Below are 17,347 nucleotides of genomic sequence, written 5' to 3'. Positions count from 1 at the left end.
AAATACAAAGATATAGAAGTTGTTGGAAAAACAAATTAAAAATAAAATAAAAAAACTTTTAAAAAAAGTTTGACAAAAAATAAACAATCAGATACAATAAAAGTGTGGACAAGTTAAGTAATTAACAATGAGGAAAAACTTAACAAAGTTTACTTAAATAAATTAAATAGATATCAATGAAAATTACTATAAATATTGATTATTTAGGAGGATGTAATAATGAAAGTTACAAATGCTCAAGAATTAACAGCTAGAATTAAACAATTAAGAGAAGCACAAAAGAAATTCTCTACTTATACTCAAGAACAAGTAGATGAAATCTTCAGACAAGCGGCTTTAGCAGCTAACCACAACAGAATTAAGTTAGCTAAAATGGCTGTAGAAGAAACTGGAATGGGAATAGTAGAAGATAAAGTTGTAAAAAACAACTTTGCTGCTGAATATATATATAACCAATATAAAAACATGAAAACTTGTGGAGTTTTAGAAGAAGATAAAACAAGTGGTATTACTAAAGTAGCAGAACCAATTGGTGTTATAGCTGCAATAGTTCCAACAACAAACCCAACATCAACAGCAATATTCAAGTGTTTAATAGCTTTAAAGACAAGAAATGCTATAATAATCTCTCCACACCCAAGAGCTAAGAATGCTACAATCGAAGCTGCTAGAATAGTTTTAGAAGCTGCAGTTAAAGCAGGAGCTCCAGAAGGAATAATCGGATGGATAGATCAACCATCAGTTGAATTATCACAAAACGTTATGAGAGAATCAGATATAATCTTAGCTACAGGTGGTCCAGCAATGGTTAAGGCTGCTTACTCATCAGGAAGACCAGCTTTAGGGGTTGGAGCAGGTAACACTCCAGCAATCATTGATGAATCAGCTCACATAAAAATGGCTGTAAACTCAATATTACTTTCTAAGACATTCGATAACGGTGTTATTTGTGCATCAGAACAATCAATTATCGTTTTAGAAGAAGTTTATGATGAAGTTAAGAGAGAATTAGCTGAAAGAGGAGCATATATCCTTCAAGGTGAAGAAATAGATAAAGTTAGAAATATAATATTAAATGAAAAAGGTGGCTTAAATGCTGACATGGTTGGTCAATCTGCTTACAAGATTGCTAAAATGGCAGGAGTTGACGTTCCAGAAACAGCTAAAGTTTTAGTTGGAGAAGTTACTTCAGTTGAATTAGAAGAACCATTCTCACACGAAAAATTATCACCAGTATTAGCTATGTACAAAGCTAAATCATTTGAAGAAGCTTTAGATAAGGCTGATAGATTAATCGAATTAGGTGGTATGGGTCATACATCAGTTTTATACACAGATCAATTAAAGAATAGAGATAGAGTATTAACATTCGGAGAAAGAATGAAGACTGCTAGAACATTAATTAACATGCCAGCAGCACAAGGGGCTATCGGAGACTTATTCAACTTCAAGTTAGCACCATCATTAACATTAGGTTGTGGATCATGGGGAGGAAACTCAGTTTCAGAAAACGTTGGTCCTAAGCATTTAATTAACGTTAAGAGCATCGCTGAGAGGAGAGAAAATATGCTTTGGTTTAGAGTTCCAGAAAAAACTTACTTCAAATATGGATGTTTACCAGTTGCTTTAGCTGAATTAGGTGAAATGGGTAAAAAGAAAGCATTCATCGTAACAGATAAAGTATTATTCGAAATGGGATATACAAATAAGGTTACAGAAGTTTTAGAAGCAAACGGAATCCAATACAAAATATTCTCAGATGTTGAACCAGACCCAACATTAAGATGTGCTAGAGCTGGTGCAGCTGAAATGTCTAACTTCCAACCAGACGTTGTAATTTCACTTGGTGGTGGATCAGCTATGGATGCTGCTAAAATCATGTGGGTTATGTATGAACACCCAGAAGTAAACTTCCACGATTTAGCAATGACATTCATGGATATAAGAAAGAGAATATACAAATTCCCAACAATGGGTCAAAAAGCTATGATGGTTGCTATAGCAACTTCAGCTGGTACTGGATCAGAAGTTACTCCATTTGCAGTTATAACTGATGAACAAACAGGAGTTAAATATCCATTAGCTGACTACGAACTAACTCCAGATATGGCTATCGTTGACGCAGAGTTAATGATGACTTCTCCTAAGGGATTAACAGCTTGTGCTGGTATCGACGTATTAGTTCACTCAATTGAAGCATACGTATCAATAATGGCTTCAGAATACACTAACGGATTAGCTTTAGAAGCAATCAGATTAGTATTTAAATATTTACCAGATGCTTATAATGAAGGTACAACTAACATTAAGGCAAGAGAAAAGATGGCTCATGCATCTTGTATGGCAGGTATGGCATTTAGTAATGCATTCTTAGGAATTAACCACTCAATGGCTCATAAGCTAGGTGCATTCCACCACTTACCACACGGTATGGCTAACTCTTTAGTTATGAAAGAAGTTATTAAGTTTAATGCTACAGATGCTCCAACTAAACAAGCAGCATTTGCTCAATACAAGTATCCAAATGCAGCATGGAGATATGCTAAGATAGCAGATCACCTAGGATTAGGTGGAAACACTGATGCTGAAAAAGTTGAATTATTATTAAAGGCTATAGACGAATTACAAAACAAAGTAAATATGCCAAAAACAATCAAAGATGCTGGTGTAAGCGAAGTTAAGTTCTTCGAATCATTAGATGAAATGGTTGAGCAAGCATTCGACGACCAATGTACAGGAGCTAACCCAAGATATCCATTAATGAAAGAATTAAAAGAAATGTATATCACTAGCTACTATGGTGAAAAAGAAGAAGCTGTTAAAGAAGCTGCTGTAGAAGTTGAAGAAAAGAAAGAAAAGAAAAACAAATAATCAATAATTATAGATAAAGGTTCTAGCGAAAGCTAGAACCTTTTTTATTTATAGTAATTATATTTTTAAAGTTATATTTAAGTAGATAAATTGATATGAATATGATAAATTTTTATTTGATAAACTACTTAAGTATTTTATAGAAATAATGCGTAAAACCTCGTGGTCTATGGAGCAAAGGCTATTATGTTGGAACTGCTGGAGCCGTAAGCTCTGAAATAATTCAAATATATATACAAAATCAAAAACTTGTATAAATTAAAGATATAGGTATCGAACCTATATCTTTAAAATGCTTACAGCCTCGGGTACAAGACCACGACCCCAAAACTTACTTTTCTTTAAACTTGGAAATGCTTTAAATAACTCATTAGCACTAACACTTTTCAAAATTTTAATTATTTCGGTAGGTGCGATTATAGGTGGAGCAGATATAAACAAGTGAACGTGGTCGGGCATTACTTCTTGTTCTAATATCTCAAAACCATAATTGAAAGCTATATTTTTAAACATTTTCGATATTTCATATTCTAGTTCATCTTTGAAAAGATTGTGTCTATATTTAGGACAAAATACTATATGATAATTAATATTGTAAACACTATGATTGGTCTTTCTTACATTCTCTTTCAAGAATATATTTCATTCCTTCCTCAATTAAATCATTAGCGTTAACACCTTTTTGTAATGCCAAAATTCTTATCTCTTTGTATAAATCTTCATCTATCGTTGTATTAATATTTTTTCTAGCCATTAAATTCACCTCATATTATAATATATACATATATAACAATGCGAGGAGGTGAAAAACATGAAATTAAGTTTTAAATTCAAACCTAATTTTAATTTAAAACAATTAGATATAATAGAGGAATTAAGTTACCATACAACTAAACTTTATAATATAATCAGCTACGACTTGAGAGAGAATGGTTTTAAAAATTATTATGAAATTGAAAAGTTATACAAGAATAATTGGCATTGTGATTTTCTGCATAGTCATACTAGACAACAAATGTTTAAAGTATTAGAACAGAATTGGAAAAGTTATTTTGCAAGTATTAAAGATTTTGGAGTTAATCCAAACAAATATAAAGGACTTCCTAAGCCTCCCAAATTTAAAAATGCTGAAAGAAATAAAAATGAAATTATATTTACTAACTTAGCTATAAGATTTCAAAATAATATTTTAAAGCTATCATTATCAAAATCTATTCAAAAACTATTTGAGGTAGAAAGTCTTAATTTTGAAGTTTCAAATAAACTTCAAAGCCTTATAAATTGGAATAGAATACAACAAGCAAGGTTTAATTATGATAAGGTTCAAAAATGCTGGTATTTAATTATTATCTATAATAAAGATGAAATTGAAAATATATCTAATAATATCATGAGCATTGATATTGGTTTAGATAATTTAGCTACTATAACTTTCAAAGATGGTGTTAATCAATATATCTATTGTGGTAGAGCATTAAAATCTGTTAACTCTTATGTCAATAAGAGAATAGCTTATTTACAAAGTATTGAAATGAAGAAATATGGTTCAGATAAATTCAAAAACACAAAAGAAATAAATAGACTTAGAAAATATAGAAGTAATTATATCAATGATTATTTACATAAAACTAGCAAGAGTGTAATTGATAAGGCTATTGAAAATAATGTAGGTAAAATAGTTATAGGAAAGTTAAAAGATATTAAACAAGATATGAATTATAATAAATCCTTTGTTCAGATACCGACACAACGACTAGTTGAGTTAATAACGTATAAAGCTAAATTGCAAGGAATAGAAATAAAACTGCAAGAAGAATCTTATACAAGTGGATGTAGTGCTATAGACTTAGAACCAATAACAAAGAAATATTACAATAAGAGTAGAAGAATAACGAGAGGACTTTTCAAAAGTGGATATGGAATATTAAATGCAGACATTAATGGTAGCTTAAATATATTAAGAAAAGCAGAGAAATGTATTCCCGACTTAGTAAATACTATGAGGGATAAGGGTAATTGGACTCACCCACAACGTATAAGGGTTGCCTATTAGGTGGAAACTTAAATATCAAACTACGTTAAAAGAATCCTCGTACCATTGTGGTCGAGGTAGTTCAATAATTAAAATTAAAAAGTAAAAGATGTATTTTAAAATAGTTGTGATATAATAGTCACAATAATAATACTAGGAGATAATATTTTGAAAAACAACAGTTTAAAATTAGATAAAGTCTCACTATTTTCTCATGTAAGTAAAAGTACAATTTATAAATTAAATGAAGTTTGTTTTTTAAAGGAACTAAAAAAAGGAGAACATTTATTTAGAGATAAAGAAATTATAAATAGTATATATATAGTTAAATCAGGAAAAGTTGCTTTATATAAACAAAGTGAATCGGCTCAAAAAAAAGTAGTATTTATTTTAGGAAAAGATACACTAATAAATGAAGTAATAATTGAGGATTTACCAGCTTCAATTAATTGCGAAGCCTTTGAAAAGACACAAATTTTATGTTTTGATAGAATTAAGTTTTTAGAAATTATGAAAGAAGACTTTGAACTTGCTCAAATAATAATCAATTCATTAGCAATGAAAGTTAGAAGATTATATAGGCAAAGTAAAAATTCTATTCCTATAAAGGTAGAAAAGAGGGTAGCAGCAAAGCTTTGGAAATTATCAAGAGATTATGGAATAGAAATAGAAGAAGGCACATTAATTGATTTACATATAACTATTACATACTTAGCGGATATGTTTGGGGCACCTAGAGAAACAATTTCAAGAGCTTTAAAAATTCTAAATAATGAAGGATTAATAATTAGCAAAAATAAAAGAATAATAGTTACTGATAGAGATAAGTTAGTGAAATTTTTTAAGGAAAATTAATATTATGCAAGTTGCTTTACAAGTTATTAAGTAAAGTAACTTGCATTTTTATTTATTAAAATATTAAAATAAAATTTTTTCTTTTTAATAAAATATTATTAATTGTGCATAAAGCATCTATTTGGTATAATAACATTGATTGGTAATATTTTGCAGTCATAATTATGTTTATTTATTGAGGTGAGATTATTGGTTTTTTCAAATTTGTTATTTATTTTTATATTTTTACCTATCAATTTATTGTTTTATTACCTTATGAAAAATATTAAAGGAAAAAATATTGTATTAGTAGTATTTTCTCTTTTGTTTTATGCTTGGGGAGAACCATTATGGATATTCCTTTTATTATTTAGTACTTTAATAAATTATTTACATGCAATAGCAATAGAAAGATGCAAAGATAAAAAGATACGAAAATATATACTATTATCAGATATAATTATTAGTTTACTTATGTTAGGTATTTTTAAATATTCAGGATTTGTAATAGAAAATATTAATAATATATTTAATGTTTCTATGAATATACCTAAATTTTCTCTTCCAATAGGTATTTCTTTTTATACTTTCCAAACACTTTCTTATACAGTAGATGTTTATAGAAAAGATGTTAAAGCACAACGTAGCTTTTTAAACTTTTTAATGTATGTATCCTTATATCCACAGCTAGTTGCTGGACCTATTGTAAGATATGTAGATATAGAAAAGGAAATTGAAAATAGAAAATTTGATATTAATCAAATTTCCCAAGGTATAAATAGGTTTATTATTGGACTTGCAAAAAAGGTATTAATAGCTAATGTAGCTGGAGAGTTTGTTGTAAGTTATATGGGTGGTCAAATTCAAAATTTAAGTGTGCTAGAGGCTTGGTTTGGAATAGCAATGTTTACTATTCAAATATATTTTGATTTTTCAGGTTATTCAGATATGGCTATAGGTCTTGGAAAAATGTTTGGATTTAATTATAGTGAAAATTTCAATTATCCATATATATCTAAGTCTGCAACAGAGTTTTGGAGAAGATGGCATATATCTTTAGGTTCATTTTTCAGAGATTATGTATATATCCCACTAGGTGGAAATAGAAAAAGACAATTATTAAATATATTTATAGTTTGGTTTTTAACTGGATTATGGCATGGAGCTAGTTGGAACTTTATTATATGGGGATTATATTTTGGATTTATAATTTACTTTGAAAAAAAGGTATTGTTAAAAGTTATTAAAAATATTCCATCATTTATCTCAATTATTTATTCTCTTTTTATAGTTATGATAGGATGGGTACTTTTCTACTTTACTAATTTAAAAGAAGGCTTAGCTTATATAGGTATTTTATTTGGTATAGGAGCAAATGGCTTTTATACTTCAAAGCTAGAGTTAGTTTTAAGTAATAATATTACTTGGATAATTATAGCCTTAGTATCATGCACACCTGTATTAAAATTAATTTCTGAAAAGGTAAAAAATATGAGAGCTTTTGAAGGAAAAGAATATTTAGGTTTAGGTAAAACTTTTGTAAATGCCATTATATTAATAGCTGTAATAGCTTTATTAGTTGGTGAAAGTTATAATCCATTTTTATATTTTAGATTTTAGGAGGATTAATAATTGAAGTTAGAAGTAGGTTATAAGGTAAAAAGTGATAATAGGAGTAAATATAAAAATTTTAGCAGTTATATAAATGTTGGGGCGTTTTTTTTGATATTAGCAATATTTCTTGGATTTTCATTTTTTATGAACAATGGAGGATATTCAGAATATGAAAAAAGAAATTTAAAAGAATTTCCTAAAATCGCAAATACAACAATAGAAAAATTTTTTAGTGGAGAATATTTTAAAGAAATTGATAGTTTTTATAATGATAACTTTCCCTTTAGAGATACATTTTTAAATATAGCTAATAAGATAGATGAATTAAAGGGAAATAGAAAAGATGAAATTAAAATTTATTAAAATAATTTTAGGAGGAAATTAAAATGAAAAGGTGGGCAATTTTGATGATAGGAGGGCTTGTTATTTGTTCATTAGTATCTTGTGGAAAAGCTGATAGTGCAAATAATGAAGCAATAAACAAAGAAGAAAGCAATGTAAGTGAACAAGTAGATAATAAAGAAGATAATGCAAGTGAAAAGATAAATAATAAAGAAGAAAAAGATAAGACTATAGATGAAGAGAGTGAAGAAGATATTCAAGAAGAGGATAATGATGAGGGGGCAGAAGTAACTGTAACACAAGAAAAGGTGGGTTCACTTCTTAGTATTGGAAACTGTGCAGTTGAAGTTTTTGGTGGTGATGAAAATGCTGCAAAAACTTATGCAGAAACTATATCAGATTATGCAGAAAAATTAGAAGGAAAAGATGTATATAATATTATAGTTCCAAGTCATATTGAATTTGCTTTGCCAAAAAAATATTCGGATTTATCAAAGTCTCAAAAAGATAATATTGAAATTATAAAAGATAATGAAAGTGAAAAGGTTAAGTTTGTTAATATATATAATGCCTTAAAAAAACATAAAGATGAATATATATATTTTAACACAGATCACCATTGGACAGCGTTAGGTGCCTATTATGCTTACTGCGAATTTGCAAAAGAGGCAGGATTTGAAGCAATAGATATTAAGGATTATGAAGCAAAAAGAAAAGAAAACTTTTTAGGAACATTTTATGCTAGTGCAAAAGACCCAGCTTTAGCAGAAAATCCAGATTATGTTGAATATTATAGTGTGGGTGCAGATAGTAAAGCGTGGTTATATAAAAATTCAATAGAAGAAGAACCAGCATTTACAACTGTATATGCAGAATATGCAAAAGGCGTTAATTCTTATGGTGTATTTTTACATGGGGATAATCCGCTTATGAAAATAGAAAATTCAGAAAATACTAGTGGTAAAAAAGCTGTTGTGGTAAAAGAATCTTATGGAAATGCTTTTGCACCATTTTTAATTCCTCATTATAGTGAAGTATATGTGGTTGATTTAAGATATTTTAACAATAATTTAATTAATTTTGTAAATGAAAATGAAATTAATGATGTTGTATTTATTAATAATGTTTTTGCAGCAAATACAATGGCTCATATAGAAAAACTAAAAGCTATGAAACAATAAAATTATTAGGATGTGATAAATGTCACATCTTTTTTTTATGAAAAAAAATATAATACTTTATAGTGATCTTGTGAAGTTATTAACAAGAATGTGAAAAAATAAGCTAAGAGGTGTTTTACATGGGATATAAACTTAACTTAGAAAATATGAATTTAGCTTTAAACGAGTTAAAGAAAACATATAAAATCTATGCTCCAAAGGTTTTTGAAGGTGCAGGAACTTTTTCAGATACAGACAGAGTTAGATATGGAGAAATAGAAAGAATTGAAGAAATAGAATTTGATAAAAAATCACAATTTTCATATAAAGAAACTATTTTACCTACAAGACAAACTTTATTCTTCTTTACAGAAAATGAATGTACAGAAGCTGAAACAAGAGAAAAACCAGCTTTAATTTTCTTAAGAAGCTGTGAAATTCATTCAATAAAAAGAATAGATGATATTTATTTAAGAAACGGATTTGAAGATGTATATTACAAAAAAATGAGAGAAAATGCAAAGTTCATTTTAATTGGTTGTGAAAAAAGCTTCGAAAATTGTTTCTGTGTAAGTATGGAATCAAACAAAACAGAAGATTACAATGCATACATTAAAGTAGATGGACAAAATGTATACTTAGATATTAAAGATGAAGAAATCGAAAATATAATATCTTCTATAGAAAAAGAAGAAAAGGAAGTTACTCCAGATTTTGTTACAGAAAATCCAGTTAAAGTTAACATTCCAGATAATCTAAGCTTAGAAGTTATGAAGTCTACAATGTGGAACGAATATAACGAAAGATGTATAACTTGTGGTAGATGTAACTTTGTTTGTCCAACATGTACATGCTTCACTATGCAAGATATAACATATAAAGATAACAAAAATGCTGGTGAAAGAAGAAGAGTTTGGGCTTCTTGTCATGTAGATGGATATACAGATATGGCTGGTGGACATAGCTTTAGAAAAGAAAAAGGACAAAAGATGAGATTTAAAACTCTTCATAAAGTTTATGACTATAAGAAAAAATGGGGATATCACATGTGCGTTGGATGTGGTAGATGTGATGATATTTGTCCAGAATACATCAGTTTCTCTAATATAATAAACAAGTTAGAAGATGCTATGAACGAGGTGAAGAATAATGACTAAGAATGAATATATACCATTTAGATCAGAAATTTTAGAGGTAATAGAACATACAGCAGTAGAATATACTTTTAGAATGGCTTTTAACGGAGAGGTTAAACCGGGGCAATTCTTTGAAGTATCTCTTCCTAAGTATGGTGAAGCTCCAATATCAGTAAGTGGAATTGGTGCAGGATATGTAGACTTAACAATAAGAAGAGTTGGTAAAGTTACTAATGAAATATTCAAAAACTATGTAGGTGATAAATTATTCTTAAGAGGGCCTTATGGAAATGGCTTTGATATAGAAAACTACAAAAACAAAGAAGTTATAGTAGTTGCTGGAGGAACAGGACTTTCACCAGTAAGAGGAATAGTAGAATATTTCTCAAAAAATAGCCAAGATTGCAAAAGTATGACTTTAATATCAGGGTTTAAGTCACCAGAAGATGTTTTATTTAAAGAAGACATGAAAGAATGGGAAAAAACAATGAACCTTATCTTAACAGTTGATACTGCAAAAGAAGGTTATGAAGGTAAAGTAGGTTTAGTCACTAAATATATTCCTGAACTTGAAATTAAAGATATGGAAAATGTACAAGTTGTTGTTGTTGGACCTCCAATGATGATGAAATTTACAGTTTTAGAATTCTTAAAACTTGGAATCAAAGAAGAAAATATTTGGATTTCTCAAGAAAGAAAAATGTGCTGTGGAATAGGTAAATGTGGACATTGTAAAATAGATGACACTTACATTTGTTTAGATGGTCCAGTATTTAACTACACAGTAGGAAAATCTTTAATTGATTAGGAGGAAGTAATTAATGGATATCAATACTAAAAAGCTTAAAAAGAATGCTTTTAGAGTTACAAAGCATAGAGGAATAACAGCTTCAAGAATAAGAGTACCGGGTGGTCATTTAAATGCCAAATATTTAGGACTTATTCAAGAAATTGCAGAAAAGTATGGTAATGGAACAGTTCATTTGACTACAAGACAAGGTTTTGAAGTTCCAGGAATAGACATGAAAAACATGGATAAGGTTAATGAATTACTTCAACCAATTATTGAAGGCTTAGAAATAAATCAAGTTGTTCCGGGAAAGGGATATACTTCTGCTGGTACAAGAAATATAAGTGCATGTATAGGAAATAATGTATGTCCATTTGCAAATTATAATACTACTAATTTTGCAAAGAAAATAGAAAAGGCAATTTTCCCAAATGACTTACACTTTAAAGTAGCTTTAACTGGATGCCCAAATGACTGTATGAAAGTTAGAATGCACGACTTTGGTATCATAGGAATGACTGAACCTCAATTAGATGAAAGCAAATGTATCTCTTGTGGAGCTTGTGTTAGAGCTTGTACTAAAAAATCTACAGCAGCTTTACATGGAGAAAATTACACTCCAGTAAGAGACCACAGCAAATGTATAGGATGTGGAGAATGTGTAATCAACTGTCCTACAGGAGCATGGACTAGAAGCAAGGAAAAATATTATAGATTAGCTATAATGGGTAGAACAGGTAAAAAGAATCCAAGACTTGCAGAAGATTTCTTAATTTGGGCAGATGAAGAAAGCATAATTAAAATAATAGTTAATACTTATAAGTATGTTGAGCAATATATAGACAGAAATGCACCGGGCGGTAAGGAGCATATTGGATATATTGTTGATAGAACTGGATTTGAAGAATTCAAAAAATGGGCTTTAGATGGAGTAAAATTATCAGACAAAGCTATAATGATGAACAATGTATATTGGAGCGGAATTAAGTATCCAAATGTTTAATATATAAAAAGGTAGTAATGTATCGTAATTGATATGTTACTTCCTTTTTTCTTTATAAATTTAAAATTATTATTTAAAATATAGAAAAAGAAAGAAGATGATTCTTTCTTTTTTTGTTATAAGATTAAAGCTCTTAATTAAATTTATAGATATAAAATTCATATAAGGATATAGGTTAACATAAGAATTAAATATACATTAATAAATTAGGGAGTGGAAGTAAAATGAAAAGATTTGTTTCAAGTATAATGGTAATGTTTATGATTATGTTTAACTTAACACTGGTTATGTGTAGTAGTAATGATGATATATCAAAAAAAGATATAAAGGAAATGAAAAAAGTTGTTGATAAAGTATTATCTTATAATGGAGATTATGATGATGAAGTTAGTGATTATATAGATAGTACGACTTTTAATGAATCTAATTATGTAATATTTTATAGTTATTATATTGGGAATGTAGTTTTAAATAAATATGAAAGTGAAGTAATTGGAGTTTCAAAAGAAGAGGATAAATATAATTTATGTATGCTTATAGATATGGAAGCAAAATCAACTACATTAGAAAGTGATGGTGGAGAAGAGGGATACGATACTGCTGAGGGAAATGATGTTCCAGTAGAAGTTGTTTTAACAAAAAAGGAAGGAAATTTTTATATTAAAAGCATTAAGGAATATGAAAGTTTAGAAATTGCAAAAACTAAAAATAAAAACTTTATAAAAAAATAATAAAAATGATTAGTAATATATTACATGGTTTATATTTCTAAGATGCTATAAAGTAAGAAAATATGCGAAAATTTAATTAGAGTATTGATGGTGAAATAGGAAATGAAACCTTTACAATAGAAAATAAGTTATTTAAGGGTTTAATACACTAGAATAAATTCTTAAAAGTTATGTTATAACTGTAATTGGCAGAGCTAGTAAAAGTAAAAAGTACTTATAACTAATAAGATATTGAACAAAGTTAATTTGTTCGAAAAAATAAAAAGGAGTGGTACAAATGAAAAATAAACTAATTGCCAGTATACTTACATTATCTTTAATAGGAGGGGGAGCTGTTACACCTGCATTTGCAGATACTAAAGATAATTTATTAGATAATGCAGGAAAATGTAGTGTTTCAGGAAGTTTACTTCAAAATTTAAGCTTTAAAAAAATATGGTTTAATAATTGTAATGGAGGAATAATAATCATTGGAGAAACAGTAAATAAACCTAATGATGATAACAATAATACTATTATTCCACCAGAAGGAGATATAGAAAAGCCAATAGCTCCAAGTGTTCCAGAAGAAACACCAGATAATAAACCAAGTATTCCAGAGGATAAACCTATTATAGATGATAATAAGCCAAATATTCCAGAAGATAAACCTATAGTTGATGAAACTCCAGATAACTCAATAAATAATGATATAAATAATGTAGATACAAACTTTATGGCTTCTGTAGAAAAGGCTATATATAATAAAGTAAATGAAGAAAGAGCAAAGGTAGGAGCTAAAGAATTAACATATAATGATACAATGCAAAAGTATGCTAGAATTAAATCTAAGGATATGGGAGATAATAATTATTTTAGTCATGAAGATTTAAAGGGAAATCTTATAACAACTCAAATGAAAAATGATGGAGTATCATACAAAGCATGGGGAGAAAATATAGCTTATATTGGTGGTAATGCAAGTGTAGATTCTCTTGCAGAGCAATTTATGAATAACTGGATGAACTCATCAGGTCATAGGGCAAATATTTTATCTACTAATTTTTCAAGTATAGGAATTGGAGTATATAAAATAGGAGATAAGGTATATGCCACACAGGAGTTTTATAGATAATACAATAAACAGTACAAGCCATTAAACACATATAAAATATAGAAAAAAGAGGATTCAAAATAAAATAGAATCCTCTTTTTTTATTATATAATTAGGAATTTTTTATCTAAAGTTTATTTATAATAGTTATTTCTTTGGAATAATAAATAAAATTATAACAAATAATAAATGTAAAATATAGATAAAAAAGTATTTTTCTTATATAATTTTCTGTATGATGAAAAATATGTAAAAAGGCACGAAGGGATTAAAAAGGGGTGAACATACATAAATGAAGGATAAGAAAAATAAAGTCACAGCTATGGCTATGGCAACCACAATAGCAGTAACAACAATGGCACCATTACCAACAGCTACAGTTTATGCACAAGAATTGGACAAAGCACAAATAGAAGCAAGGATTAATGAAGAAAACAAAGAAAAGGACATTACAAAGGTGGAAGCTCCAAAAGATGAAAATAAGGGAGCAGTTGAAAACAATAAAGAAACAAGTAATGTAGAAAATGAAAAGACAGAAGAAAGCACAAGCAATAAAGAAAACAATCAGGACAAGGTGCAGGAAGAAGAAAAAGATAATGCAGAAGAAACTAACAAGGTAGAAAATCAAGATAACAAAGAAAATACAGATGAAAATACAAAAGTGGAAGACCAAGAAAAGAAAGAAGAAACTGAAATTAAAGATAGTAATGAAAAAAATGAAGCTTTAGATAATGCTGAAAATAAAAGCGAAAGTGAAAAGATAGAAAAAGAAACCTTAGAAAAGGTTGAAGAAGTTGAAGATAAGGATTTATCTAGGGTAGAGGAAAATAAAGAAAGTGGAGAAAAAGAAAGAGCTGGAGAAGTTGCAATTGATGAAACAAACTTTCCAGATGCAGTGTTTAAAAAGTATGTGTCAGATAACTTTGATAATAATAATGATGGAGTTCTTTCAGAAGATGAGATAAATGAAGTAACAAGTATTAATGTTTGGAATAAGTATAAAATTTCAGACCTAACAGGAATTGAATATTTTGAGAATTTAGAATATTTGGATTGTAGAAATACAAAAATAACAAGTTTAGATTTAAGCAATAATACAGCTTTAACTGATTTGGATTGTAATAATACAGGAATAACAAGTTTAGATGTAAGCAATAATACAGCTTTAGAATATTTGGATTGTAGAAATATAAAAATAACAAGTTTGGATTTAAGCAATAATACAGCTTTAGAATATTTGGATTGTAATAATACAGGAATAACAAGTTTAGATTTAAGTCAAAATACATCTTTGATTGAATTGTATTGTATTAGTACAGGGATAACAAGTTTAGATGTAAGCAATAATACAGCTTTAACAGATTTGTATTGTAGTGGTACAGGAATAACAAGTTTAGATGTAAGCAATAATACAACTTTAAAATATTTGCTTTGTTATGATACAGGAATAACAAGTTTAGATGTAAGCAATAATACAGTTTTAGAATATTTGGTTTGTTATGATACAGGAATAACAAGTTTAGATGTAAGCAATAATACAGCTTTAGAATATTTGGATTGTAGTGATACAGAAATAACAAGTTTAGATGTAAGTCAAAATGTAGCTTTGAGATATTTGAGTTGTAGTAATAATGAAAATTTAACAAGTTTAGATGTAAGTAATAATACATCTTTGATTGAATTGGAGTGTAGTAGGACAGGGATAACAAGTTTAGATTTAAGTAAAAATATAGCTTTGGAATATTTGGTGTGTGTTGAAACACCACTTATAGGACTTGATATTGGAAAAAATGATAATTTGATGATGTTTAATAATGATTACAATCCAATAAATAATTTAAGTACTACAACAAATTTAACTGTAACAAGTGAGTCTTTTAATATAAATGAACTTGGTTTAGAGGAAAGCAAAATAAAAAATTTAAGTGGAGCAGAATTAAATGGAGATATTATGACTATTACGTCAATAAATACTCCAATAACTTACGAATATGATTGTGGTAGTTCTAAGAATGGAGCAATGGTTTTAGAGGTAACACTAAACCTTGAAAAGGGAGATAGACAAATTGAAATTAATAGTTTAGATAAAGATTATGATGGAAATCCTATTAAAGTAACAAAAGATAATTGTACAATTACGGTATCAAAGGATTATATTGATAAAGTTACATTAAGTGATGGAGATGTTGAATTTACCTATTATAAAAAGAATTCAGCTGGAGCATGGGAAAAAATTCAAGAAGCAAGGGAAGCAGGAGAATATAAAGTAGTAGCAAATTTAAAAGAAATTGACTATTGGAAGGAAGCAGTAGGAGAAAAGGAATTTAAAATTTCTCAGGCTACTAATGTATGGACAGATAAGCCTTCAATAGAAGGTTGGACTTATGGAGAAACTCCAAAGAAGCCAAGAGCTTCTGCACAGTTTGGAGATGTAGAGTTTAGTTATAGTAATTCTGAAAATGGTAATTTTGAAAGTGTTCTTCCAACAGAAGCTGGAAGATGGTATGTAAAAGCAGAAGTTATAGGAAATGATAATTATACTGGAATTTCAGATATAAAGGAATTTGAAATTGCAAAGGCTAAGCCAACTTATTCTATTCCACAAGATATAAAAGCAACGTATGGACAAACTTTAAAGGATATTAAGCTTCCAGAAGGTTTTTCATGGGTTGATGATACTCAATCCGTAGGGAATGTTGGAGCAAATAAGTTTATGGCAACTTATACGCCAAGTGATACAAATAATTATGAAGTTGTAAATGATATTGAAGTTACTGTTGATGTTACACAAGCTATAAATAACTGGACACAAGAGCTTTCAATAGAAGGTTGGACTTATGGAGAAGCTCCAAAGAAGCCAACAGCTTCTGCACAGTTTGGAGAAGTAAAGTTTAGTTATAGTAATAAAAAGACTAGAAACTATACAGAAGAAGTTCCAACAGAAGCTGGAACATGGTATGTAAAAGCAGAAGTTATAGGAAATGATAATTATACTGGAATTTCAGAAATAAAAGAATTTGAAATTAAAAAGGCTGTTGCACCAGAACTAATTTTACCTACTAATTTATCAGCAGTACAAGATGATTTACTTTCAACTATAGAACTACCAAAAGGTTGGATATGGGTTAATAGTAATGAAAAAGTTACTGTAAATAATGAGGGATATAAGGCAAGATTAACAGTTGATGATAAGAATTATGATTATTCAAAAGTTGATGGCTATAATTCAAAAGGACATTATGTAGAAAGAACTCTTACTGTTTCTGTTTCTCAAGGGAAAAATGAATGGTCTGTAATACCTTCAATAAAGGGATGGACTTATGGAGAAAGTGAAAATGCTCCAGTAGGTAGTGCTAATCATGGAGAAGTAATATTCACTTATAGTAATTCTCCGACTGGTAAGTTTGAAAGTGCTGTTCCAAGCAATGCTGGAACTTGGTATATGAAGGCAACTGTTTTAGCAACAGACGAATATACTGGTTTAAATGAAATAGTAGAGTTTAAAATAGAAAAAGCTATAAATAAATGGACACAAGAGCTTTCAATAGAAGGTTGGACTTATGGAGAAGCTTCAAATAACCCAACAGCTTTAGCAAAGTTTGGTGATGTAGAGTTTACTTATAGTAATTCTAAAGATGGTGAGTTTTCTAGTACAACTCCAACAGAAGCTGGAATATGGTATGTAGAAGCTGAAGTTATAGGAAATGATAATTATGCTGGAATTTCAGATATAAAAGAATT

14 protein-coding genes and 1 pseudogene are annotated in these 17,347 nt (G+C 28.7%); 13 read left to right on the top strand and 2 right to left on the bottom strand.

What is annotated here, in order from left to right:
* Positions 1-219: 219 nt before the first annotated feature.
* Positions 220-2,871 (top strand): bifunctional acetaldehyde-CoA/alcohol dehydrogenase, encoded by a 2,652-nt coding sequence (adhE, locus tag QZ321_RS04735; RefSeq protein ID WP_291742567.1) that lies wholly within the window; start codon positions 220-222, stop codon positions 2,869-2,871.
* A gap of 176 nt (positions 2,872-3,047) precedes the next feature.
* Positions 3,048-3,128: pseudogene (locus QZ321_RS04730) on the top strand (IS200/IS605 family transposase); the annotation flags it as partial.
* A 22-nt stretch (positions 3,129-3,150) separates the two neighbouring features.
* Here QZ321_RS04730 and tnpA read toward each other — a convergent pair.
* The gene (gene tnpA, locus QZ321_RS04725) at positions 3,151-3,504 is read right to left on the bottom strand and encodes an IS200/IS605 family transposase (protein ID WP_294196326.1); all 354 of its coding nucleotides are present in this window, start codon (positions 3,502-3,504) and stop codon (positions 3,151-3,153) included.
* A complete protein-coding gene (locus QZ321_RS04720; RefSeq protein ID WP_294196325.1) occupies positions 3,473-3,625 on the bottom strand; it encodes a hypothetical protein in 153 nt (50 codons plus the stop codon). The genes tnpA and QZ321_RS04720 overlap by 32 nt, the downstream gene beginning before the upstream one ends.
* Before the next feature lie 57 nt (positions 3,626-3,682).
* Here QZ321_RS04720 and QZ321_RS04715 point away from each other — a divergent pair, with 57 nt between their 5' ends.
* The 11 genes from QZ321_RS04715 to QZ321_RS04665 all read left to right on the top strand — a co-directional run.
* Complete coding sequence (locus tag QZ321_RS04715; protein WP_294196324.1) at positions 3,683-4,924, top strand: transposase; 1,242 nt, start codon at positions 3,683-3,685, stop codon at positions 4,922-4,924.
* A gap of 144 nt (positions 4,925-5,068) precedes the next feature.
* Complete coding sequence (locus tag QZ321_RS04710) at positions 5,069-5,758, top strand: Crp/Fnr family transcriptional regulator (protein WP_291750307.1); 690 nt, start codon at positions 5,069-5,071, stop codon at positions 5,756-5,758.
* 255 nt (positions 5,759-6,013) lie between these two features.
* The gene (locus tag QZ321_RS04705; protein ID WP_347282925.1) at positions 6,014-7,357 is read left to right on the top strand and encodes an MBOAT family O-acyltransferase; all 1,344 of its coding nucleotides are present in this window, start codon (positions 6,014-6,016) and stop codon (positions 7,355-7,357) included.
* 12 nt (positions 7,358-7,369) lie between these two features.
* Positions 7,370-7,714, top strand: coding sequence for a DHHW family protein (locus QZ321_RS04700; RefSeq protein WP_291750294.1), 345 nt, complete (start codon positions 7,370-7,372; stop codon positions 7,712-7,714).
* 23 nt (positions 7,715-7,737) lie between these two features.
* Positions 7,738-8,874 carry a DHHW family protein gene (locus QZ321_RS04695; protein WP_291750297.1) on the top strand — a complete coding sequence of 379 codons (1,137 nt, stop codon included), beginning with the start codon at positions 7,738-7,740 and terminating at the stop codon, positions 8,872-8,874.
* Between the two features lie 119 nt (positions 8,875-8,993).
* Positions 8,994-10,010, top strand: coding sequence for an anaerobic sulfite reductase subunit AsrA (gene asrA, locus QZ321_RS04690; protein WP_291750300.1), 1,017 nt, complete (start codon positions 8,994-8,996; stop codon positions 10,008-10,010).
* Positions 10,003-10,797 (top strand): anaerobic sulfite reductase subunit AsrB, encoded by a 795-nt coding sequence (asrB, locus tag QZ321_RS04685; protein ID WP_291742577.1) that lies wholly within the window; start codon positions 10,003-10,005, stop codon positions 10,795-10,797. The genes asrA and asrB overlap by 8 nt, the downstream gene beginning before the upstream one ends.
* Before the next feature lie 13 nt (positions 10,798-10,810).
* A complete protein-coding gene (gene asrC, locus QZ321_RS04680) occupies positions 10,811-11,782 on the top strand; it encodes a sulfite reductase subunit C (protein WP_291742578.1) in 972 nt (323 codons plus the stop codon).
* Positions 11,783-12,006: 224 nt separating this feature from the next.
* Complete coding sequence (locus QZ321_RS04675; RefSeq protein WP_291750303.1) at positions 12,007-12,513, top strand: hypothetical protein; 507 nt, start codon at positions 12,007-12,009, stop codon at positions 12,511-12,513.
* 277 nt (positions 12,514-12,790) lie between these two features.
* Positions 12,791-13,627, top strand: a complete 837-nt coding sequence (locus QZ321_RS04670) for a CAP domain-containing protein (protein ID WP_291750305.1) — start codon at positions 12,791-12,793, stop codon at positions 13,625-13,627.
* A 271-nt stretch (positions 13,628-13,898) separates the two neighbouring features.
* A partial coding sequence (locus QZ321_RS04665) for a hypothetical protein (protein ID WP_294196323.1) occupies positions 13,899-17,347 on the top strand: 3,449 nt, incomplete at its 3' end.

Origin of the sequence: uncultured Clostridium sp. (genome assembly GCF_910588715.1) — a bacterium.
GTDB lineage: Bacteria > Bacillota > Clostridia > Clostridiales > Clostridiaceae > Clostridium.
This window is presented reverse-complemented; position numbering and strand designations above follow the sequence as displayed.